Genomic DNA, 21635 nt, shown 5'->3' with positions numbered 1-21635 from the left:
CGCGCCGGACCTGCCGGCCGGGGGCGCCCCGCCGCCCCTTCATGGCGCGCTCATCGCGCCAGTCTTGTCACCCGCTGCTCAGGCGAGGTCGAAGCGGTCCAGGTTCATCACCTTCGTCCACGCGGCGACGAAGTCCCGGACGAACCGGCCCTGCGCGTCGGCGCTGCCGTAGACCTCGGCCAGCGCGCGCAACACCGAGTTCGAGCCGAACACCAGATCCACGCGGGTGCCGGTCCAGCGCGGCTGCCCGGTCTCGCGATCCAGGCCTTCGAACACGTCGGGGTCCTGCGCGCTCGCGCGCCACTGGGTCGACATGTCCAGCAGGTGGACGAAGAAGTCGTTGGTGAGCACGCCGGGCCGGTCGGTGAAGACGCCGTGCGACACGCCGCCGACATTGGCGCCGAGCACCCGCAGACCGCCGACCAGCGCCGTCATCTCGGGCGCACCCAGCGTCAGCAGCTGCGCCTTGTCGACGAGCAGCTCCTCGGCCGAGACGGTGAAGCGGGCCTTCTGGTAGTTGCGGAAGCCGTCGGCGACGGGCTCCAGCACCGCGAAGCCCTCGACGTCGGTCTGCGCCTGCGAAGCGTCCGTGCGGCCCGGGGTGAAGGGCACCACGACCGCATGGCCCGCGGCCTGGGCCGCCTGCTCGATCGCGGCGACGCCGCCCAGCACGATCAGGTCGGCCAGCGAGACCCGCTTGCCGCCCGTCGCCGCCGCGTTGAAGTCGCGCTGGATGGTCTCGAGCGCCGACAGCACCTTGGCCAGTTGCGCCGGCTGGTTCGCTTCCCAGTCCTTCTGCGGCGCGAGGCGGATGCGCGCGCCGTTGGCGCCGCCTCGCTTGTCCGAGCCGCGGAAGGTCGAGGCGCTGGCCCAGGCAGTCGACACCAGCTCGCTCACCGTCAGGCCGAACGCCAGGATCTGGGCCTTCAGCGCCGCGATGTCGGCCGCGTCGATCAGCGCGTGGTCGACGGCCGGCAGCGGGTCCTGCCAGAGCAGGTCCTCGGCCGGCACGTCCGGGCCCAGGTAGCGCGACTTCGGGCCCATGTCGCGGTGGGTCAGCTTGAACCAGGCGCGGGCGTAGGCATCGGCGAAGGCGGCCGGATCCTGATGGAAGCGGCGCGAGATCGGCTCATAGATCGGATCCATGCGCAACGACAGATCGGCCGTCGTCATCATCGGCGCGTGCTTGCGCGACGGATCGTGCGCGTCCGGGATCATGTGCTCGGGCTTGACGTCCTTGGCCACCCACTGATGGGCGCCCGCCGGGCTCTTGGTCAGCTCCCACTCGTAGCCGAACAGCATGTCGAAGTAGCCGTTGTCCCAGGTGGTCGGATTCGGCTTCCACGCGCCCTCGATGCCGCTGGTGGTGGTGTGCACGCCCTTGCCCGACTCGAACTGGTTGATCCAGCCCAGGCCCATCGCCTCGATCGGCGCGGCCTCCGGTTCCGGGCCGACCAGCTTCGGATCGCCGGCGCCATGCGCCTTGCCGAAGGTGTGGCCACCGGCCACCAGGGCGACGGTCTCCTCGTCGTTCATGCCCATGCGGCCGAAGGTGTCGCGCACGTCGCGGCCCGAGGCCACCGGATCGGGCTTGCCGTCCGGGCCTTCCGGGTTCACGTAGATCAGGCCCATCTGCACCGCGGCCAGCGGCTTCTGCAGCTCGCGCTCGCCGGAGTAGCGGCTGTTCGGCTTGTCGCTGGTGGCCAGCCATTCGGTCTCGGCGCCCCAGTAGACGTCCTCCTCCGGCGCCCAGATGTCCTCGCGTCCGCCAGCGAAGCCGAAGGTCTTGAAGCCCATCGATTCCATCGCGACGTTGCCCGCCAGGATCATCAGGTCGGCCCAGGAGATCCGCTGCCCGTACTTGCGCTTGATCGGCCACAGCAGGCGGCGCGCCTTGTCGAGGTTGCCGTTGTCGGGCCAGCTGTTCAGCGGCGCGAAGCGCTGGTTGCCGGCGCTGGCGCCGCCGCGGCCGTCCGCGGTGCGGTAGGTGCCGGCGCTGTGCCAGGCCATGCGGACGAACAGCCCGCCATAGTGGCCCCAGTCAGCCGGCCACCAGGGCTGGGAATCGGTCATCAGCGCGGTCAGGTCGCGCTTGAGCGCCTCCAGGTCCAGGCGCTTGAATTCCTCGGCGTAGTTGAAGTCCTCGCCCATCGGATCGGACTTGGCCGAGAGCTGTCGCAGCACCGACAGGTTGAGCTGGTTGGGCCACCAGTCGCGGTTGGTCCGCGCCACCGGCGCGCTGCCATGCCCCATCACCGGGCACTTGCCTTGTTCACTCATCGCTTCTCCAGTTGTCTTGCTGCCGGCACCGCGTCGCCAGGATGTCGAGCCCTCCTCGACGCGGTGCTTCCTGTCCCCTGGAATGTCAGGGGTGGCGCGAGTATTTGCTATCGACAATCAGAGAGCCATTTGCAATTCCTAATGGCCTGGATAGCGGCAAGCTTGGAGAAGCCGGGCCTTGGTCACAGCCCCCGCACCATCTCCACGTGCGCGATCCCGGCTTCCTCGAACACCGGCCCGCGGCGCTGGAATCCGGCGCGCGTGTAGAACCCTTCGGCGCTGAGCTGCGCGTGCAGCAGCACCTCGCGGTAGCCCTGCTCGCGGCCGGCCTGCATCAGCGCGTCCAGCACCTGGCGGCCGACGCGGCTGCCGCGCATCGGCGACAGCACCGCCATCCGGCCGATCTTGGCCACGCCCGGCACATGCTCCAGCAGCCGGCCCGTGGCCAGCGGCCGGCCCAGCCGGTTGTAGGCGACCGCGTGCGTGCAGCTCTCGTCGGCGGCGTCCCACTCCATGTCGGCGGGGATCTTCTGCTCCTCGACGAACACGGCCTGCCGGATGCGGTGCGCGTCCGCGCCCAGCGTCGCCCAGTTGCCCACGCGCGCGTCGGTCATCGGCTCGCCGCGCTCGAAGCCCAGCAGCAGCTCGCGCAGCGCCTGCGGCACCGCCTTGGGCACGCGCCCCACCGGATCGGCGAAGACATAGACCAGCTCGCCATGCACCAGGCACTCGTCGCCGCGGAACACCGCGCAGCTGACCGTCAGCGAGGTCGTGCCGACGCGCTCGGTGCGCACGCCGATGTCCAACAGCTCGTCGTAATGCGCCGAGCCCAGGTATTCGATCGTCGACTTGCGCACGAACAGGTCACCCTCGAGCGCCTGCATCGTCGGCGCGTAGGGCAGCGCCAGCGCGCGCCAGTAGCCGCCCACCGCGGTGTCGAAGTAGGTCAGGTAATGGCCGTTGAAGACGATCTGCTGCGCGTCGATCTCGGCCCAGCGCACGCGCAGGCGTTCGAAGAAGCGGAAGCGGTCGCGCGCGAGCGCGGAGGCGTTGGTGCTGCTCATGCGGAGGCCCCGGTGGGGGTCGTGGAGGTCGTGGAAGTCACGGGGGCGGTGGCCGGCGCCGGCAGGCCGAAGGCGGTCCGGAGCGCATCGGCGCAGGCGTCCAGCGCCTGCTCGGCTTCGGGGATGCTGCGACCCATCTTGATGAAGTCGTGGGTCACGCCGCGGTACAGCTCCAGCCGCACCGCGTTGCCGCGGGCGCGCAGCAGGTCGGCGTAGGCGATGCCCTCGTCGATCAGCGGATCGGCCTCGGCCAGGATGAAGCAGGCGGGCGCCAGGTCCTCGTGATCCTCGGCCTGCAGCGGCGCGAAGCGCCAGTCCTCGCGTCGCTCGGCCGGGATGTACTGGTTGAAGAACCACGCGATGGTGTCGGCGTCCAGCAGGTGGCCCTTGGCGAAGCGGCGGTGCGAGTCGGTGTCCGCATGCGCCGTCGCCCCCGGCGTGATCAGCAGCTGCAGCGCGAGCGGGACGCCCAGCTGCGCCCGGATGTCGCGGGCATGCAGCGCGGTCACCGCGGCCAGCGTGCCGCCGGCGCTGTCGCCGCCGACGGCGATGCGCGCGCGGTCCAGGCCCAGCGACGGCGCGGCCTGCGCCAGCCAGGCGAGCGCCGCCCAGCAGTCGTCGACGGCGGCGGGGAACGGGTGGTCGGGCGCCAGGCGGTAGTCCACCGCGACGACCGCCGCGCCGCTGCGCAGCGCCAGCTGGCGGCACAGGCTGTCGTGGGTCTCCAGGCTGCCGATGACGAAGCCGCCGCCATGGAAGTACAGCAGCACCGGCAGGCCGCGCGGATTGCGGGCGGCGGCATCCTCGCGCGTGACCGGGGCGTACAGGCGCACCGCGATGTCGCCGGCGGGACCGGGGATTGCCAGGTTCTCGATGCGCGGCAAGGGCGCCCGCGGCAGGTCCAGGATCTCCGCGCCCATCAGGTAGGCGATGCGCGCCTGCTTGGGCGAGAGGCTGTGGAAGGACGGGCGGTTGGCGCGGTGGATGCGCTCGAGCACCGCGGCCATCCGCGGTGTCAACAAGGTGCTACTCAACGGGAACTCCAGGGCGTAGGCTCAGCCGTTGCCGAGCCGCAATCGCGGGATTTTCCCAGACAACGCGCGCCGTCGCCGACGCGGCGCCAAGACCCGTCTTCCCCCTCGCCCACCTCCCGGCAGAAGGACTCCGCCCATGGCCCTGATCCAGTACCTCACCCACATCCACCTCGAGGTCGGCGCGCGCCGCGTGCTGGGCGCGGAATGCGCCCGTGCCGGCATCACGCGGCCGCTGATCGTCACCGACAAGGGCGTGCGCGCGGCCGGCGTGCTGGACCTGGTGATCGAGGCCTGGACCGCGTCGCCGATAGCCGCCGCCGCCCTGCCCGTCTACGACGGCACCCCGCCGAATCCGACCGAGGCCGCGGTGCGCGAGGCCGCCGCGCTCTACCGCGCCCACGGCTGCGACGGGCTGATCGCGATCGGCGGCGGCTCCAGCATCGACCTGGCCAAGGGCGTCGCGATCGCGGCCACCCACGAGGGCCCGCTGACGGCGTACGCGACCATCCTCGGCGGCGCCGGCAACATCGGCCCGCAGGCCGCGCCGCTGATCGCCGTGCCGACCACCGCCGGCACCGGCTCCGAGGTCGCGCGCGGCGCGATCATCATCGTGGACGACGGCCGCAAGCTGGGTTTCCACAACTGGACGCTGATGCCGCGCTCGGCCGTCTGCGATCCGGAGCTGACGCGCAAGCTGCCTGCCGCGCTGACCGCAGCGACCGGCATGGACGCGATCGCGCACTGCATGGAGACCTTCATGTCGGCCGCCTTCAATCCGCCGGCCGACGGCATCGCGCTGGAGGGCCTGCGCCGCGGCTGGCGCCAGATCGAGCGCGCCACCACGCATCCCGACGACCTCGACGCCCGGCTCGACATGATGGCGGCCAGCACCATGGGGGCGCTGGCCTTCCAGAAGGGACTGGGCTGCGTGCATTCGCTGAGCCACGCGCTCGGCGGGCTGATGCCCAGGCTGCACCACGGCACGCTCAACGCGGTCTTCCTGCCGGCGGTGATCCGCTTCAACGGGATGCACGATTCGATGCGGCGCGACGACAAGATCGCCCGCATGGGCCATGCGATGAACCTGCAGGAAGGCACGCCGGCCGATGAGCTGGCCGGCGCGGTCAAGGCGATGAACCAGCGGCTCGGCCTGCCGTCGGGCCTGCGCGAGATGGGTGTGACGAACGAGCTGTACGACCAGATCGTCGAGCGCGCGCTGCATGACCACTGCCACAAGACCAACCCGCGCGAGGCTTCGGCCGGCGATTACCGCCGGATGCTGGACGAGTCGATGTGACCCGCAGGCTAGCCTCGGGGGCTTTGACAACCAACCTACCAACTAGTAGAGTGCTACCCAGTTTCATGCGACTGCCTCCGCATTCATGACCATCGAGCTCTCCCCGAAAGCCGCCGAGATCGCCGCCCACACGCGGGCGCTGCTGGTCGCCGGCGGCTACAACAGCTTCAGCTATGCCGACCTGGCCGAGCGGGTGGGCATCACCAAGGCCAGCATCCACCATCACTTCCCGAGCAAGGCGGCGCTGGTGCAGACGGTGGTCGCGCGTTACCGGGAGGAAGCGCGGCAAGGGCTCGCCTCGCTGGAGCGGCAGTTCGACGATCCGCTGTCCGAGCTCAACGCCTATGCGGACTACTGGGCCGGCTGCATCCGCAGCGGCGAGCATCCCTTCTGCATCTGCGCCATGCTGGCCACCGAGATGCCGACCATCCCCGAGGAAGTGGCCGCCGAGGTGCGGGCCCATTTCCACGACCTGAACGCCTGGCTTGCGTCGGTGCTCAAGCGCGGCGTCGGGGCCGGCCAGTTCCACCTGCTCAACAGCCCCGCGATCTCGGCGCGCTCGTTCATGGCGGTCGTGCATGGCGCGATGCTGGTGGCGCGCGCGCTGGACGACCCCAAGTCCTTCGCCGCCATCGTGCAGCCGGCGATCCTCAAGCTGACCCAGCCCGCCTGACGGGCGCTGCACCGCGGGCGGCTTCGGCCGCCCTTCTTTCGCGCCATCAATCTACCAACTAGTAGATCGTACTTTCATCACCTGCTTCAACGAGGTCCCCATGCCCCACCCGCTTTCATCGCTCGGCATCGCGCACACCCTGATCAGCCTGATCCCGCTCGTCGCGGGCCTGCACGGCTTCGCGCGCTGGCGTCGCATCGAGCCGTCCACGCGCTCCGGCCAGGTCTATCTCGCCGGACTGACGCTGTCGGTGTTCACCGCCTTCGGGCTGTCGAGTGTCACCGGCATCAATCCCGGTCACGTGCTGGGCGTGCTGGCCCTGCTGGCGGCGTTCGGCGGCGCCTGGGTCGCGCCGCGGCTGGGCGCCCTCGGCCGGCTGAGGCCCTATGCGCAGACCTTCGGCCTCTCGTTCAGCTTCTTCCTGCTCCTGGTGCCCGGCATCAACGAGACGCTGACCCGGCTGCCGGTCGCGCATCCGCTGGCCACCGGTCCGGACGATCCGGTGGTGAAGGCCGCGCTGCTGGGCTGGCTGCTGGTGTTCGCGGTCGGCTTCACGCTGCAGGGGCTGGCGATCCGGGCGGAGAACCGCGCCGGCAGCCGGTGATGACGAGCTGGACCGCCGCTCGACCATGCGCAAGCGCGCGGGCCGGCGCTCAGTTGCCGGGCCGGCTCCTGGACTTGTAGCTGGAGCCCGGCGGCGTCCAGAACACCGCGCCGACCGAGGTCTCGTTCAGATGCGGCGGCAGGACGCGCGCCTCGAGCTGCTCTCGCACGCCGTCCAGGCCGGTCTCGGAGTCGATGATGTAGCCCTCCTCCAGCACGTCGCCGTAGTTGGCCTCGGTGTTGCTGACCGCCAGCTCGACCAGGTCGCCGAGCTCGCCGCCGTCGAGCGACCAGACATGCACGTCCTGGTCGGTGGCATAGGTCTTGATCCGCCACGCGGCGCCGTTGGACGCGAAGAACTGGATGGTGTCGAAGGCGTCCTCGGTCGCCGGCTCCTCGGAGTTGGCGACGTAGCTGCTCTGGATGGCGAGGCGGAAGAGGATGAGCTGGGTGGTCATGCGCGGCGGTGGGCGGGAGCGATGAGGCTGGATCGTACCGGGCGCCCGCGCGGCCGTGCGCCGCGCCGCCGTGTCATCGCGCCGCTGTGGCGTCATGGCCTCGTCGCGCTGTCAGCGTCCCGGATTACGCTCGGGGCCATGACTTGCCCTGGATCGCTCTCCCGCCGCGGCCTGCTGCAGGCCGTCCTCGTCGCCGGCTGCGCGCCGGCGCTGCTGCGACACGCCGATGCGGCCGCCGAGCCGCTGTTCGCGCTCGGCGTCGCCTCCGGCAGTCCGCGCGCCGACCGCGTGGTGCTGTGGACGCGGCTCCTCGGCGAGGCCCTGCCGGCGACGGTGCCGGTGCACTGGGAGCTGGCGCAGGACGAGGCCTTCCGGACCGTGGTCGCGCGCGGCATCGAGCACGCCGAGCCCTGCACCGCCCACAGCGTGCATGCGGAGCCCGCCGGCCTGCGCCCGGACCGCCGGTACTGGTATCGGTTTCGCGCCCTGGGGCAGCAGAGCCCGGCTGGCCGCACCCGCACCGCGCCGGCGGCCGACGCGATGCCGGCGGCCCTGCGCTTCGCCATCGCGTCCTGCCAGCGTTTCGACCACGGCGAGTACGCGGCCTGGGGCGACATGGCGAGGCAGGACCTCGACCTGGTGCTGTTCCTGGGCGACTACATCTATGAATACGCCACGCCGCACGATGCCCGCGTGCCGCGGCGCCACCATGGGCCGCAGTGCCGCAGCCTGGCCGACTACCGCGACCGCTACGCCCAGTACAAGCGCGACCCGCAGCTGCAGGCGATGCATGCGAACGCGCCCTGGATCCTGACCTGGGACGACCACGAGGTGCAGAACGACTGGGCCGGCGACGTGTCGCAGGACCTGGCGCCGGACTTCCATCAACGTCGCGTCGCCGCGGCGCAGGCGTACTGGGAGCACCAGCCCTTCCCGGCATCGATGCGGCCCAAGGGCGTGGACATCGCGCTCAGCCACCGCGTCGACTGGGGCCGACTGGCGCGGCTGATCACCCTCGACGATCGCTCCTGGCGCGATCCGCAGGCCTGCCCCAAGCCCGGCCGCGGCGGCTCCAACACCGTGAACGTGAAGGACTGTCCCGAGCTCCTGGACACGCGCCGCACGCTGCTGGGCGCGCCGCAGGAGCAATGGCTGCGCGACAGCTGGGACGCCACGCGGCCGTGGAACCTGCTGGCGCAGCAGACCCTGATGGCGCGCTTCAACCGGCAGGATCCGGCGCAGGGGCCGGGGCGCTACTGGACCGACGGCTGGGACGGTTATCCCTTCGCGCGCGAGCGCCTGCTGCGCGACCTCCAGGCCCGGCGCGTGCCCAACACAGTGGTGCTGGGCGGCGACGTCCACGCCAACTACGTGGCCGACCTGAAGCTGGACTGGGACGACGAGCGGGCGCCGGTGCTGGCCAGCGAGTTCTGCGGCACCTCGATCTCCAGCCACGGCGCGGAGCAGTCGCAGCTGGACAAGGCCCTGCCCTTCAATCCGCACCTGCGCTACGGCCGCAGCGACCAGCGCGGCTACATGCGTTTCGAGCTGAGGGCGGACCGGCTCGATGTCGAGCTGCGCAGCGTGGCGTCGCCGTGGGACGCGAAGAGCCCCGTGTCGACCGCGGCGCGCTTCGTCGTCGAGGCGGGGCGACCGGGCGCGCAGGCAGCCTCCTGAGGCGCAGCGACGGGACGCCGATCGCCCCCGCGGTGTCGCCGTGCTTCCTCGGCGCGCGAAACAAACTCGGTACACTCCGCCCCGCTCGCGGTCTCGGGGCGCTACCCCGCCCCACCCGCCGCCAGCGCCCTCCGCCACCGACGCGGAGCGCGAGCCAGCCAAGCCCGTCCACGACGCGGCCATCCGCACAGCCAGCCAACGCCTCGATCGCGGCCTCGATGCCGCCGCCGGTCCCGTCCTCGCGGGGCCGGCTGATCTGCCGTGTCTTGCTCGCTGACGCCATGCAACGCGGATCCCTCCACCTCGTGCGCCGCGCGTGTATCGCGCCGGCGTCCCGTTGCCGTCGACGTCCATGTCCTTCCGTCTCCATCGTCGTTCCACTCTGCCGCGCCCGTGCGCGCCCGCCCAGCATCCCGTCGCTATCGCCGTGTTCATCGCGCTGAGCGTGCACGGCCCCATCACCCTTGCCCAGACGCCGTCGGCGTCCGCGTCCCAGTCCGGCGGCCCTGTGGCACCCGGCGGCACCGCCGCGCCGGCCGCGCCTGCCGATGCCGCCTCGGAGGCCGAGCCGCGCCGCATGGACTCGGTCGTGATCTACGGCAGCGTCCAGCGCGACACCGGCTTCGCGCCGACGCAGGGCATCACCGCCGGCAAGGCCGAGATGCGCCTGTTGGAGACGCCGCGCTCGATGAGCGTCGTGACCCGCGAGGTGATGGACTCGCGCCAGATCACCAACCTGCAGCAGGCGCTGCAGACGGTGCCCGGCGTGAGCCCGGTGAACTTCGGCCGTCGCGGCTTCGACGACATCAACATCCGCGGCTTCCGCTCCACCGAGTCCATCCTGATCGACGGCCTGGTGCAGAGCCCCGGCATGTGGACACGGCTGACCAGCTACGCCTACGAGCGCTTCGAGGTGCTCAAGGGCGCGTCCTCGATCCTCTACGGCCAGGTCCAGCCCGGCGGCCTGGTCAATGCGGTCAGCAAGCGGCCCGAGACGGTACGCCGCCTCGATGGCGGCGTCGACATCGGCAGCTTCAACAGCCGCACGCTGTCCGCCGACATCAACGAGCCGCTCTCCGCCAACGGCCGCACCGCGCTGCGCATCACCGCGCAGACCTCCGACGGCGACGACGCCACCGACCAGGTCTGGCGCAAGGACCGCTGGGTCTCGCCGTCGCTGTCGATCGACTTCGGCCGCGACACCGAGGTCGTGATCTTCAGCAGCTACTCGCACAGCCAGTGGATCCGCCAGCAGGGCACGACGCCCTACGGCACGCTGCTGCCCAATCCCAACGGCACGGTGGACCGCCGGATGTTCACCGGCGATACCGCCTTCGGCGGCTACGACGTCGAGCAGAAGACCCTGGGCTACAGCCTGGAGCACCGCTTCGATCCGGCGCTGACGCTGCGCCAGGGCGTGCGCTACGAGGAGGAATCGGGCACCGGCAACTTCGTCGCGCTGCAGGCGCTGCAAGCCAATCGCCGTCTGCAGAATCGCTCGGCGACGCGGCAGTACCTGGACTACGACATCCTCGCCACCGACACCTCGCTGCTCTACCGGGCGGACACCGGACCGGTCGCGCACCAGCTGGTCGTCGGCCTGGACGCGCGCCGCGGCCACAGCCGCCAGGGCTCGCGCGCCTGCACGATCGCGCCGCTGGACCTGTTCAATCCGCAGTACGGCATGCCGGCCACCTGCCCCGCCAACCTGACCGCCTTCGCGCCGTCGACGCTGACGGTGGCGGGCCTCTACCTGCAGGACCAGATGAAGTTCGGCGCCGGCTGGACCGCGCTGGTGGGCCTGCGCCGCGACCATTCGCGCGAGCGGCTCGAGGACCGCGTCCGCAACACGCAGTCGCTGAAGACCGACGCGGCCACCGTGGGCAGCGCCGGCCTGGTCAAGGAGTTCCTGCCCGGCTGGTCCACCTACGTCAGCTGGTCCGAGTCCTTCCTGCCGGTCAGCGGCCAGGACTTCGACGGCCGGGGCTTCGTGCCCGAGACCGGCAAGCAGTACGAATGGGGGCTCAAGCATGAATCGGCGGACGGTCGCCTGACCGGCTCGCTGGCGGTGTTCGACCTCAAGCGGCGCAACGTCACGACCTCGGATCCCGTCAACACCGGCTTCAGCGTGCAGACCGGCGAGCAGCAGTCGCGCGGCGTTGAACTCGAGGTGGGCGCCCGGCTCAAGGACGGACTGAGCCTGACCGCCGGCTACGCCTACACCGACGCGCGGGTCACGCGCGACAACAACGCCGCGATCCTCGGCAAGCCGATCAACCTGCAGCCGCTGCATGCCGCCACGCTGTGGGCGCTCTACAAGCCGGCGGCGCTGCCGAACTGGACGCTGGGCCTGGGTGGCCGCGCGGTGAGCCGCCAACGCGGCAACCTGCCCTTCGCGCTGCCCGGCTACGCGGTCGTCGATGCCAGCGTCGGCTACGCCGGCCCGACCTGGCGCGTCAATGCGGGCTTGAAGAACCTGCTCGACAAGGACTACTTCGACGGCGCCATCAACGCCAACGTGGTCTCGCCGGCGCTGGGCCGCACCTGGACGCTGAGCCTGCAGCTGAGCTACTGAGCTACTCAGCTCTTGAGCCTGGCGAGCACGGCAACGCTGGGCGCGGCGGACCAGGTGCTCGCGGATCAGCCCAGCGTCAGTTCCCAGGTCTCGCCGACGAGATCCAGGCCGAATCCCTGGAAGGGCTCGCTCGCGACCAGTTGGTAGCCCGCCTTGCGATAGATGTGCTTGGCGGCATCGAGCTGGCTGTTGGTCCACAGGCGCACCTGCCGGTAACCGGCCTCGCGGGCGAAGCGGTGGCACTCGGCGACGAGGCGATCACCCAATCCGAGTCCGCGCGCCGAGGGCTCCACCAGCAGCAGTCGCAGCTGCGCCACGCCGTCGATCGGCGCGCCGGTCGCCTCGTCGCGGGCCTGCACCAGCGCGACGCTGCCGATGTTGGTGCCGTCGCGCTCGGCGATCCAGCAGGCCTCGCGACGCGGGTCGAAGCGCTCGAGGAAGTCGGCGGCGATGCGCGCCACCAGCGCCTCGAAGCTCAGGTCGAACTGGTACTCGCGCGCATAGAGCGCGCCATGCCGCGCGACGATCCAGCCCATGTCGCCGGGCCGGTGCGGACGCAGCAGGAAGCCGCCCGTCGCCGGCTTCGCGCCCGGCTCCTCGAGCAGCGACTGCACGCGCCGCAGCGCCTGCAGCAGCTCCACCTGCTGGGCCTCGCCGAGCTGGCCCAGCAGCTCGCCCACCTGCTCGCGCGAGCGGCGATCCAGCGGCTTGAAGGCCTTGCGGCCGGCCGGGCTCAGCGTCAGCAGCGACTGCCGGGCGTCCGCCTCGCTGCGCGACGCGCGCACCAGGTCGCGCTCCTTCAGATGGCGCAGCAAGCGGCTGAGGTAGCCGGCGTCCAGGTTCAGCAGCCGCCCCAGTTCGGTCGCGGTCATCCCGGTTCCGGCGTCCAGATGCGCCAGCTCCCAGAGGATGCGGCACTCGGTGAGGCTGAACTCGGAATCCAGCAGGCCTTCGTCGAGCACGCCGATGCGGCGCGTGTAGAAGCGGTTGAAGCGGCGGACGGCTTCGATACGGTCACTGTCGGTCATGGCGCGCATGCTGCGCCATGTATTTGCTTTTGGCAAGCAATTGATTGCCAACGGTCCTCACGCGTTGGGCGGAGCCCCGCCACGCTTTGGCAGTTCCCCGGCGCGACGCAGGTCCTCGATCCACGCGGCGATCGCCGCGTCACGATCCGGCCCGCGGTCGCGCAGCAGCGCCGACGGGTGCAGCGTGATCAGCACGCGCCGGCCATCCTCGCGCGCGAGCCATTGGCCGCGATTGGCCAGCACCGGCACCGCATGCCCCAGCACCGCGCGCGCCGCCGTCGCGCCCAGCGCCACGATCGCGCCCGGGTCCACCGTGGCGATCTCCTGCTCCAGCCACGGCGCGCAGGCCTGCACCTCGCGCTGCGCCGGCGACTTGTGCATCCGCCGCTTGCCGCGCAGTTCGTACTTGAAGTGCTTGACCGCGTTGGTCAGATAGAGCTGGTCGCGCGGCCAGCCCAGCTGCGCGAGCGCCTCATCAAGCAGACGCCCCGCCGGGCCGACGAAGGGATGCCCCTGCAGATCCTCGCGATCGCCGGGCTGCTCGCCGACGAGCATCAGCCGCGCCACGACCGGTCCTTCGCCAAATACCGTCTGCGTCGCGCCCTGCCACAAGGGGCAGGCCTGGCACGCCTTCGCCTGCTCGGCGAGCTGCGCCCACTGGGCCTGCCGGGCGGCGCGAGCGACGCGGGCCATGTCGCTTCCGGCCCACTCAATGCCTGGACGTGCGATCCCCGTACGCCGGACGCGCCGGCCGGATCGCCGGCGCGCTGCTGCCGGCGACGAAATTGCCGGGCCGGGCGGTCAGCAATACCGCCAGCAGGTCGGTCACCTTCAGCGGCTTGTAGAGCAAGCGGTTGAAGCCCGCCGCGCCGGCGCTCTCATCGGTGATCTCGGGGCCGCCGCCGGTCAGGCAGACGTACATCACGTGGCGGCCGGCCTCGGCGTCGATGAGCTTGGCTTCGGACACCACCTCCAGGCCATTCATGTCGGGCATGTCGAAGTCGACGAACACCAGCTCCGGCTTGAACAGCTTGAGCAGCCGCAGGCCGACCCGGCCGCTGTAGGCCACCGCCGTCGCGCAGCCGTAGCAGCGGAACAACTCGCTGAGGCTGCGCGCTCCCTCCGGGTCGTCGTCAATGACGAGCACCCGCAGCGCATGAGGCGATGGTTCGGACATCGAGGTGTTCTCCCAGAGTGCAACACGACGCAACAGCCCTACCCGCGCGACAAAGCGCGTCCGGCCAAAGCCGTCCGTCGATGACCGATGAGGGCAAGCCGCGTGCCCGTACCCCCTCGCGCCAACACTCCTAAACCCAGCCCCCATGGGGGTGTACGCCCGGCTAAAGTCCACCGGTTGAGCCGCGTCGAGACGGCCGGGAGATGACCATGAGCGTCTTGGAAGAAGGGGTGGCCGTGGTCCCGGCCGAACACCTGAATGCGATGCTGCTTGCGCTCCACGCGCTGCGGCGTGGCGACCCCGACGTCCGGTTGCCGTTCCACTGGACCGGCGTCGCCGGCAAGCTCGCCGATGCCTTCAACGAGGTGGTCGAGCAGAACGCGTCGATGGCCGCGGAGCTCTCCCGCCTGCGGCAGGTCGTCGGCAAGGAAGGCCGGCTCAAGCAGCGCGCCGCCCTGCCGGAGATGCGGGGCTTCTGGGGTCAGCAGATCGACTGCATCAACGCGCTGATCGACGACCTCGTCCACCCCACCAGCGAAGCCGCCCGCGTCATCGGCGCCGTCGCCGAGGGCGACCTCACCAAGTCCATGGCGCTGGAGGTCGACAACCGCCCGCTGCAGGGCGAGTTCCTGCATACCGCCAAGACCATCAACCGCATGGTCGAGCAGCTCGGCGACTTCTCCGCCGAGGTGACCCGCGTCGCGCGCGAGGTCGGCACCGAGGGCAAGCTCGGCGGCCAGGCCAAGGTCAAGGGCGTGGCAGGCACCTGGAAGGACCTGACCGACTCGGTCAACTCCATGGCCGGCAACCTCACCGACCAGGTCCGCAACATCGCCGACGTGACCACCGCCGTCGCGCAGGGCGACCTCTCCAAGAAGATCGAGGTCGACGTCAAGGGCGAGTTCCTGACGCTCAAGAACACCATCAACACGATGGTCGACCAGCTGCGCTCGTTCGCGTCCGAAGTGACGCGCGTGGCCCGCGAGGTCGGCACCGAGGGCTCGCTCGGCGGCCAGGCGCGGGTCGAGGGCGTGTCCGGCACCTGGAAGGACCTGACCGACTCGGTCAACTCGATGGCCGGCAACCTGACCTCGCAGGTGCGCAACATCGCCGACGTGACCAAGGCCGTGGCCGCCGGTGACCTGTCCAAGAAGATCACCGTCGACGTCAAGGGCGAGATCCTGGAGCTCAAGAACACCGTCAACACGATGGTGGACCAGTTGCGCTCCTTCGCCGCCGAAGTGACCCGCGTCGCGCGCGAGGTCGGCACCGAGGGCAAGCTCGGCGGCCAGGCTGACGTGCAGGGCGTGGCCGGGACGTGGAAGGACCTGACCGAGTCGGTGAACTTCATGGCCGGCAACCTGACCTCCCAGGTGCGCAACATCGCCGAGGTGACCACCGCCGTGGCCGCCGGCGACCTGTCCAAGAAGATCACCGTCGACGTCAAGGGCGAGATCCTGGAGCTCAAGAACACCGTCAATACGATGGTGGACCAGCTGCGCTCCTTCGCCGCGGAAGTGACCCGCGTCGCGCGCGAGGTCGGCACCGAGGGCAAGCTCGGCGGCCAGGCCGACGTGCAGGGCGTGGCCGGGACGTGGAAGGACCTGACCGACTCGGTCAACTCGATGGCGTCCAACCTGACCTCGCAGGTGCGCAACATCGCCGACGTGACCAAGGCCGTGGCCGCGGGCGACCTCTCCAAGAAGATCACCGTCGACGTGCTCGGCGAGATCCTCGAGCTCAAGACCACGATCAACACGATGGTGGACCAGCTCTCGTCCTTCGCCGCGGAAGTGACCCGCGTCGCGCGCGAGGTCGGCACCGAGGGCCGGCTGGGCGGCCAGGCCACGGTGCGCGGCGTCTCGGGGACCTGGAAGGACCTGACCGACAACGTGAACTTCATGGCCGGCAACCTGACCGGCCAGGTGCGCGGCATCGCCAAGGTCGTGACCGCCGTGGCCAACGGCGACCTGGCGCAGAAGCTGACCGTGGAGGCCAAGGGCGAGATCGCCGCGCTGGCCGACACCATCAACTCGATGACGGACACGCTGGCCATCTTCGCGGACCAGGTGACCACCGTGGCGCGCGAGGTGGGTGTCGAGGGCAAGCTCGGCGGCCAGGCCAAGGTGCCGGGCGCGTCGGGCACCTGGAAGGGCCTGACGGAGAACGTCAACGAGCTCGCCGCCAACCTGACCACCCAGGTGCGCGCGATCGCAGAGGTCGCCACCGCCGTGACGCAGGGCGACCTGACGCGCTCCATCACCGTCGAGACGCAGGGCGAGGTCGCGGCGCTGAAGGACACGATCAACGAGATGATCGTCAACCTCAAGGACACGACCCAGAAGAACACCGAGCAGGACTGGCTCAAGACCAACCTGGCCAAGTTCAGCCGCATGCTGCAGGGCCAGAAGGACCTGGTGACCGTCGGCCAGTTGATCCTCAGCGAGCTGGCGCCGGTGGTCGGCGTGCAGCAGGCCGAGTTCTACGTGCTCAACATGCGCGGCGAGATGCCGCGCCTGAAGCTGATCGCCAGCTATGCCTCGGGCGGCCTGGCCACGCATGGCAAGGAGCTCGCGCTCGGCCAGGGCCTGGTCGGCCAGTGCGCGCTGGACCAGGAGAAGATCCTCCTGGCCAACGTGCCCAGCGGCGCCTTCCGCGTCGCCTCCGGTCTGAGCGAGACGGCGGCGATGGAAGTGCTGGTGCTGCCCGTGATCTTCGAGGGCCGCGTGCGCGGCGTGCTGGAGCTGGCCTCGCTGGAGCGCTTCAACCCGACCCACCAGGCCTTCCTGGACCAGCTCACCGAATCCATCGGCATCGTGATCAACACGATCGAGGCCAGCACCCGGACCGAGGACCTGCTGATCCAGTCGCAGTCGCTGGCCGAAGAGCTGCAGCGCCGGCAGCAGGAACTGCAGCAGACCAACGGCGAGCTGCAGGAGAAGGCGCAGCTGCTGGCCCACCAGAACCAGGAGGTGGAGCGCAAGAACGCCGAGGTCGAGCAGGCCCGGCAGGCGCTGGAGGAAAAGGCCGAGCAGCTGGCGCTGACCTCCAAGTACAAGTCGGAATTCCTGGCCAACATGTCGCACGAGCTGCGCACGCCGCTGAACTCGCTGCTGATCCTGTCCGACCAGCTCTGCAAGAACAGCGAGGGCAACCTGACGCTCAAGCAGGTGGAGTTCTCCAAGACCATCCATGCGTCGGGCAACGACCTGCTGATGCTGATCAACGACATCCTGGACCTGTCCAAGATCGAGTCCGGCACCGTGGCCGTGGACGTCAGCGAGCTGCGCCTGGACGAACTGCAGCGCTCGGTGGAACGCAGCTTCCGCCACTTCGCCGAGTCCAAGCACGTGGGCTTCAGCGTCGAGATGGAGCCGCCGCTGCCCAAGTCGCTGGTCACCGACGTCAAGCGGCTGCAGCAGATCATCAAGAACCTGCTGTCCAACGCCTTCAAGTTCACCCACCAGGGCCAGGTCACCTTCGCCGTCACCGCGGCCGCCGACGGCTGGTCGGCGGACAACGAGGTGCTCAACCACGCGGGCCAGGTGATCGCGTTCTCGGTGGCGGACACCGGCATCGGCATCTCGGCCGACAAGCAGCAGATCATCTTCGAGGCCTTCCAGCAGGCCGACGGCTCGACCTCGCGCAAGTACGGCGGCACCGGCCTGGGCCTGGCGATCAGCCGTGAACTCGCGCGGCTGCTGGGCGGCGAGATCAAGCTGGTGAGCGCGCCGGGCCGCGGATCGACCTTCACGCTCTACCTGCCGCAGCACTACACGCCGGCGCGCACCGCCCGTCCGCGCCCGGCCGGCGCGAAGCCGGTGGTCGATGCCGTCGACGTGGTGGACACGTCCCCTGCAGCCGATGCGGCGAAAGCGGACGCCGCGACGGCGGGCGCCGACGACGCGCCGCGCTCGCGCGCGGCGATCACCGCGGCCGAGCTGGCCGAGGCCGCGGTGCAGCGCGCCGCGGCACGCCGCGCGCCGGCCGGGCGAGCCCGTCCGGCCCCGTCCGACGCCGCCGAACCGCCGCCGCTGGAGCCGCAGCGCCCGCAGATGGACGCACCGCCGGACAGCATCGTCTTCGCCAATGTCGCCAAGGACGATCGCGAGGACATCGCCAGCGGCGACCGGGTGCTGCTGATCGTCGAGAACGACCTCGCCTTCGCCGACGTGCTGCTGGAGGCGGCGCGCCAGGGCGGCATGAAGGGGCTGGTGGCCACCACCGGCGCCGGTGCGCTGGCGATGGCGCAGGAGTTCCGGCCCAGCCTGATCTCGCTGGACATCTTCCTGCCCGACATGCAGGGCTGGCGGGTGCTGGACCGGCTCAAGTCCGATCCCGACACCCGGCACCTGCCGGTCTGCGTCGTCTCCACCGACGACGCGCGCGACCGCGCGCTGCAGGCCGGCGCGCTCGGCTTCCTGTCCAAGCCGCTGCAGTCGCGCGACGACGTGGACGTGGCGCTGCGCGAGCTGCAGCGCTACCTGGACCGGCCGCAGCGCCGGCTCGCCGTCGCGATGCCCGACGGGCCGGAGCGGATCGCGCTGCTGGCGCCGCTGGCGCATGACGTCGAGACGATCTTCGTCCGCTCGGCCGAGGAGGCGCGCGAGCTGCTGCCCGGCGTCGACGCGCTGCTGGTCGACGCGGCCAACTGCCCCTTCGGGCCGCAGGACGTGCTGGATGCGCTGGAGCGCCGGCCCGGCACGCTGCCGCTGCCGGTGGTGGCGCTGAACGCCGAGCCGCCCGCCGGCGCCGAAGCGTCCGACGAGCCGGGCGTGGCGCGACGATGGTCGCGGCCGCATGGCCTGGCGGTGCGCACCGCCGCCAGCACCGATGCGGCGCTCGCGGCCCTGGCGATGGCGCTGCACCGCGCGGCGGCCGACATGGGCGACCGCGAGGGCCAGGCGCTGCGCGACGCGCAGGAGGCGCGTTGCCCGCTGGCCGGCAAGAAGGCGCTGATCGTCGATGACGACATGCGCAACATCTTCGCGCTCGCGACCGTGCTGGACAGCCACGGCATGGTGATCGTCTCGGCCGACAACGGCCGCGAGGCGATCCGCCTGGTGCAGGAGGATCCGTCGATCGACATCGTGCTGATGGACATCATGATGCCGGAGATGGATGGCCTGGAGACCATGCAGCAGATCCGCCGCCTGCCGCGCGGCCGCGAGCTGCCGATGGTGGCGGTCACCGCCAAGGCGATGAAGGGCGACCGCCAGAAGTGCATCGAGGCCGGCGCCTGGGACTACCTCTCCAAGCCCGTCGACCCCGCCAACATGCTGACGGTGCTGCGGGGCTGGCTATGCCGCTGAGCGCCCTCTTCGACGGCTACGCGACGCCCGACGCGGCGGAGCGCGCCAGCATCCTGATCGTCGACGACCTGCCCGAGAAGCTGCTGGTCTTCGAGACCATCCTGGCCGACCTCGACCAGCACCTGGTGATCGCGCGCTCGGGCAGCGAGGCGCTGCGCGAGGTGCTGCGCCAGCAGTTCGCGGTGATCCTGATGGACGTGAACATGCCGGGCATCGACGGCCTGGAGACGGCGCGGCTGATCCGCGGCTACCGGCGCTCGGCGCACACGCCCATCATCTTCGTCACCGCCTACGCCGACGAGCTGCAGACCGCGCAGGGCTACTCGCTGGGTGCGGTCGACTACATCCTCTCGCCCGTCATTCCCGACGTGCTGCGCAGCAAGGTGCGGGTCTTCGTCGACCTGTTCATCATGCAGCAGCGCCTGCGACAGCAGGCGCTGGAGCGCATCGCGATCGCGCGCGCCGAAGCGGCGCAGCGCGCCGCCGAGGAGAACACGCGGCGCTCGATCTTCCTGGCGCAGGCCGGGCGCGAGCTGGCCGACTCGCTGGACGCCGAGGTCGCGATGCGGCGCCTGCTCGCGCTGCTGGTGCCGCGCTTCGCGCCGCGCGCGCTGCTCTGGCTGCGCGACGCCGGCCATGGCCACGAGCGCGTGCTGCGCTGCGACGCGCCGATCGCGGCCGGCGAGCCGGCGCTGTTCACCGAGGGCCGCGAGCAGATGCTCTCCGAGGTCCTCTACAACGCAACGCGCAACGCGCTCGAGCAGATGGTGCCGGCGCTGCAGCCCGGCGGGTCCGGTGCCGCGGCGGCCGCCCTGCCCGCGGCGCTGCCCGCCTTCGCGCCGTCGGTGCTGCCCGAGGACGACGAGCCGCCGCCGCGCGCGCTGCTGCGCCGCGACACGGCCAGCGGCGTCGTGCTGCCGCTCGTGGCGGGCGAGCGCGCGCTCGGCGGGCTGCTGCTGGTCGAGCCGCACCAGCCGCCCGACTGGCCGACGCTGGAGGAACTGGCCGGACGGGCGGCGATCGCCTTCGAGAACGCGCGCCTGTATGGCGCGCTGCAGGCCGAGATCGTCGAGCGCCGGCAGGCCGAGGCCGGGCTGCTCGAGGCCAGCCGCCGCAAGGACGAATTCCTCGCGATGCTGTCCCACGAGCTGCGCAATCCGCTCGCGCCGATCCGCAGCGCGATCGAGGTGATGCGCGCGCTGGTGGTGCCGCAAGCGGGCGAGGAGGCCGCCGCGCGCGCCGATCGCGACGCCCGGCTCGCCCAGGCGCTCGCGGTGACCGACCGTCAGGCGCGCCACCTGACGCGCCTGGTCGACGAGCTGCTGGACGTCGCCCGCATCAGCCAGGGGAAGATCGTGCTCAAGACCGAGACACTGGACCTGCGCGATGTCGTGCGGCAGAGCCTGGAGGCGGTGCAGTCGCTGGTGGACCTGCAGCGCCAGGAACTGCGCCTGCAGTTGCCCGACCGGCCGGCGCGGGTCCGCGGCGATGCCGCGCGGCTGATCCAGGTCATCACCAACCTGCTGCACAACGCCAGCAAGTACACCGGCCCCGAAGGCCGCATCGAGTTGACGCTGGCGCGCGACGAGCCGGCCGATGGCCATGGCGATGGCGGCGCCGCGGCGTCGCGCGCGCCGGGCTTCACGCTGACCGTGCGCGACAACGGCCGCGGCATCGCCGCCTCGCTGCTGCCGCACGTCTTCGACCTCTTCGAGCAGGGCCCGCGCGGCCTGGATCGCAACCAGGGCGGCCTGGGCGTCGGGCTGACGCTGGTGCAGCGCCTGGTGCAGCTGCATCACGGCGAGGTCGAGGCGCACAGCGACGGCCCCGGCCACGGCTCCGAGTTCGTGGTGCGCCTGCCCGCCGTGCTGGCAGACGAGGCGATGGACGCGGTGCCGCCGGAGCCCGCGGCTGCGACCAGCACCGCCCCGACCGGCGGCGCGGGGGCCGGTCGCGGCACGTCCGCGCCGCAGCCGCAGCAGGATGACGAGCCCTGCCATGTGCTGGTCGTCGACGACAACCGCGACGCGGCCGATTCGATGGCGGTGTTCCTCGAGCTGGCCGGCTTCGACACGCAGGTGGAGCTGGACGGCGCCCGCGCGCTGGACCTGGCCGCGGCCAGCGCGCCCGACGTGGTGCTGCTGGACATCGGCCTGCCCGGCCTGGATGGCTACGAGGTGGCCCGCCGGCTGCGCACCCTGCCCGGCGGCGATCGCTGCCTGCTGATCGCACTGACGGGGTACGGCCAGCAGGACGACCGTCGGCGCGCGCACGAAGCGGGTTTCGATGTGCACCTGGTCAAGCCGGCGGACCCGGATGCGGTCGTCGAACTGATCCAGGAATGGCGGCTGCGTGCGCCCGCGGCCCTGCATTCCGAGGCCACGACGCGCTGAGCCCGCGCCATGGCGTCATGAAAAAAGGGGCTGCTCCCCGCAGCCCCTCTTCCGGTTCATCGAC

At 71.0% G+C, this 21635-nt stretch carries 14 protein-coding genes; 7 read left to right on the top strand and 7 right to left on the bottom strand.

Annotated elements, in window-relative coordinates; all coding sequences use genetic code 11:
• Positions 1 to 78: 78 nt before the first annotated feature.
• The 3 genes from katG to FHT37_RS03715 all read right to left on the bottom strand — a co-directional run bounded on the left by katG (position 79) and on the right by FHT37_RS03715 (position 4351).
• On the bottom strand, positions 79 to 2280 hold the full coding sequence (gene katG / locus FHT37_RS03725) for a catalase/peroxidase HPI (protein WP_183478961.1): 2202 nt from the start codon (positions 2278 to 2280) through the stop codon (positions 79 to 81).
• Positions 2281 to 2462: 182 nt separating this feature from the next.
• Positions 2463 to 3344, bottom strand: a complete 882-nt coding sequence (locus FHT37_RS03720; protein WP_183478959.1) for a YbgC/FadM family acyl-CoA thioesterase — start codon at positions 3342 to 3344, stop codon at positions 2463 to 2465.
• A complete protein-coding gene (locus FHT37_RS03715; RefSeq protein ID WP_183481214.1) occupies positions 3341 to 4351 on the bottom strand; it encodes an alpha/beta hydrolase in 1011 nt (336 codons plus the stop codon). Before FHT37_RS03715 ends, FHT37_RS03720 begins: the two co-directional genes overlap by 4 nt.
• A gap of 163 nt (positions 4352 to 4514) precedes the next feature.
• Between FHT37_RS03715 and FHT37_RS03710 the strand changes: the two genes are divergently transcribed.
• The 3 genes from FHT37_RS03710 (at position 4515) to FHT37_RS03700 (ending at position 6952) form a co-directional block, all read left to right on the top strand.
• Entirely contained in the window at positions 4515 to 5675 is a 1161-nt protein-coding gene (locus tag FHT37_RS03710; RefSeq protein ID WP_183478957.1) for an iron-containing alcohol dehydrogenase, read from the top strand.
• An 85-nt stretch (positions 5676 to 5760) separates the two neighbouring features.
• Complete coding sequence (locus FHT37_RS03705; protein ID WP_183478955.1) at positions 5761 to 6348, top strand: TetR/AcrR family transcriptional regulator; 588 nt, start codon at positions 5761 to 5763, stop codon at positions 6346 to 6348.
• A 100-nt stretch (positions 6349 to 6448) separates the two neighbouring features.
• Positions 6449 to 6952, top strand: a complete 504-nt coding sequence (locus FHT37_RS03700) for a hypothetical protein (RefSeq protein ID WP_183478953.1) — start codon at positions 6449 to 6451, stop codon at positions 6950 to 6952.
• 49 nt (positions 6953 to 7001) lie between these two features.
• Here the strand turns inward: FHT37_RS03700 and FHT37_RS03695 are convergent, their stop codons facing one another.
• A complete protein-coding gene (locus tag FHT37_RS03695; protein ID WP_183478951.1) occupies positions 7002 to 7409 on the bottom strand; it encodes a hypothetical protein in 408 nt (135 codons plus the stop codon).
• 138 nt (positions 7410 to 7547) lie between these two features.
• On the opposite strand from FHT37_RS03695, the gene FHT37_RS03690 reads away from it, so the two are divergent.
• Both FHT37_RS03690 and FHT37_RS03685 read left to right on the top strand, forming a co-directional pair.
• On the top strand, positions 7548 to 9086 hold the full coding sequence (locus FHT37_RS03690; protein ID WP_183478949.1) for an alkaline phosphatase: 1539 nt from the start codon (positions 7548 to 7550) through the stop codon (positions 9084 to 9086).
• Positions 9087 to 9513: 427 nt separating this feature from the next.
• The gene (locus FHT37_RS03685; RefSeq protein ID WP_310739712.1) at positions 9514 to 11661 is read left to right on the top strand and encodes a TonB-dependent siderophore receptor; all 2148 of its coding nucleotides are present in this window, start codon (positions 9514 to 9516) and stop codon (positions 11659 to 11661) included.
• Positions 11662 to 11726: 65 nt separating this feature from the next.
• On the opposite strand, the gene FHT37_RS03680 is transcribed toward FHT37_RS03685, so the two are convergent.
• Genes FHT37_RS03680 through FHT37_RS03670 form a run of 3 tightly spaced genes read right to left on the bottom strand, consistent with a single transcriptional unit; the run spans position 11727 to position 13866 of the window.
• On the bottom strand, positions 11727 to 12689 hold the full coding sequence (locus FHT37_RS03680; protein ID WP_183478945.1) for a helix-turn-helix domain-containing GNAT family N-acetyltransferase: 963 nt from the start codon (positions 12687 to 12689) through the stop codon (positions 11727 to 11729).
• A 57-nt stretch (positions 12690 to 12746) separates the two neighbouring features.
• On the bottom strand, positions 12747 to 13382 hold the full coding sequence (locus tag FHT37_RS03675; protein WP_183478943.1) for a UdgX family uracil-DNA binding protein: 636 nt from the start codon (positions 13380 to 13382) through the stop codon (positions 12747 to 12749).
• 16 nt (positions 13383 to 13398) lie between these two features.
• Positions 13399 to 13866 carry a response regulator gene (locus FHT37_RS03670; protein WP_183478941.1) on the bottom strand — a complete coding sequence of 156 codons (468 nt, stop codon included), beginning with the start codon at positions 13864 to 13866 and terminating at the stop codon, positions 13399 to 13401.
• 209 nt (positions 13867 to 14075) lie between these two features.
• Here FHT37_RS03670 and FHT37_RS03665 point away from each other — a divergent pair, with 209 nt between their 5' ends.
• Both FHT37_RS03665 and FHT37_RS03660 read left to right on the top strand, forming a co-directional pair.
• The gene (locus tag FHT37_RS03665) at positions 14076 to 19178 is read left to right on the top strand and encodes a HAMP domain-containing protein (protein ID WP_183478939.1); all 5103 of its coding nucleotides are present in this window, start codon (positions 14076 to 14078) and stop codon (positions 19176 to 19178) included.
• Positions 19169 to 21571 (top strand): response regulator, encoded by a 2403-nt coding sequence (locus tag FHT37_RS03660; RefSeq protein ID WP_183478937.1) that lies wholly within the window; start codon positions 19169 to 19171, stop codon positions 21569 to 21571. Before FHT37_RS03665 ends, FHT37_RS03660 begins: the two co-directional genes overlap by 10 nt.
• Positions 21572 to 21635 lie beyond the last annotated feature (64 nt).

This window comes from Mitsuaria sp. BK037 (genome assembly GCF_014193045.1).
Classification (GTDB): domain Bacteria; phylum Pseudomonadota; class Gammaproteobacteria; order Burkholderiales; family Burkholderiaceae_C; genus Roseateles.
The sequence above is the reverse complement of the archived record's forward strand: the minus strand, read 5'-3'. Positions and strand labels throughout refer to the sequence as shown.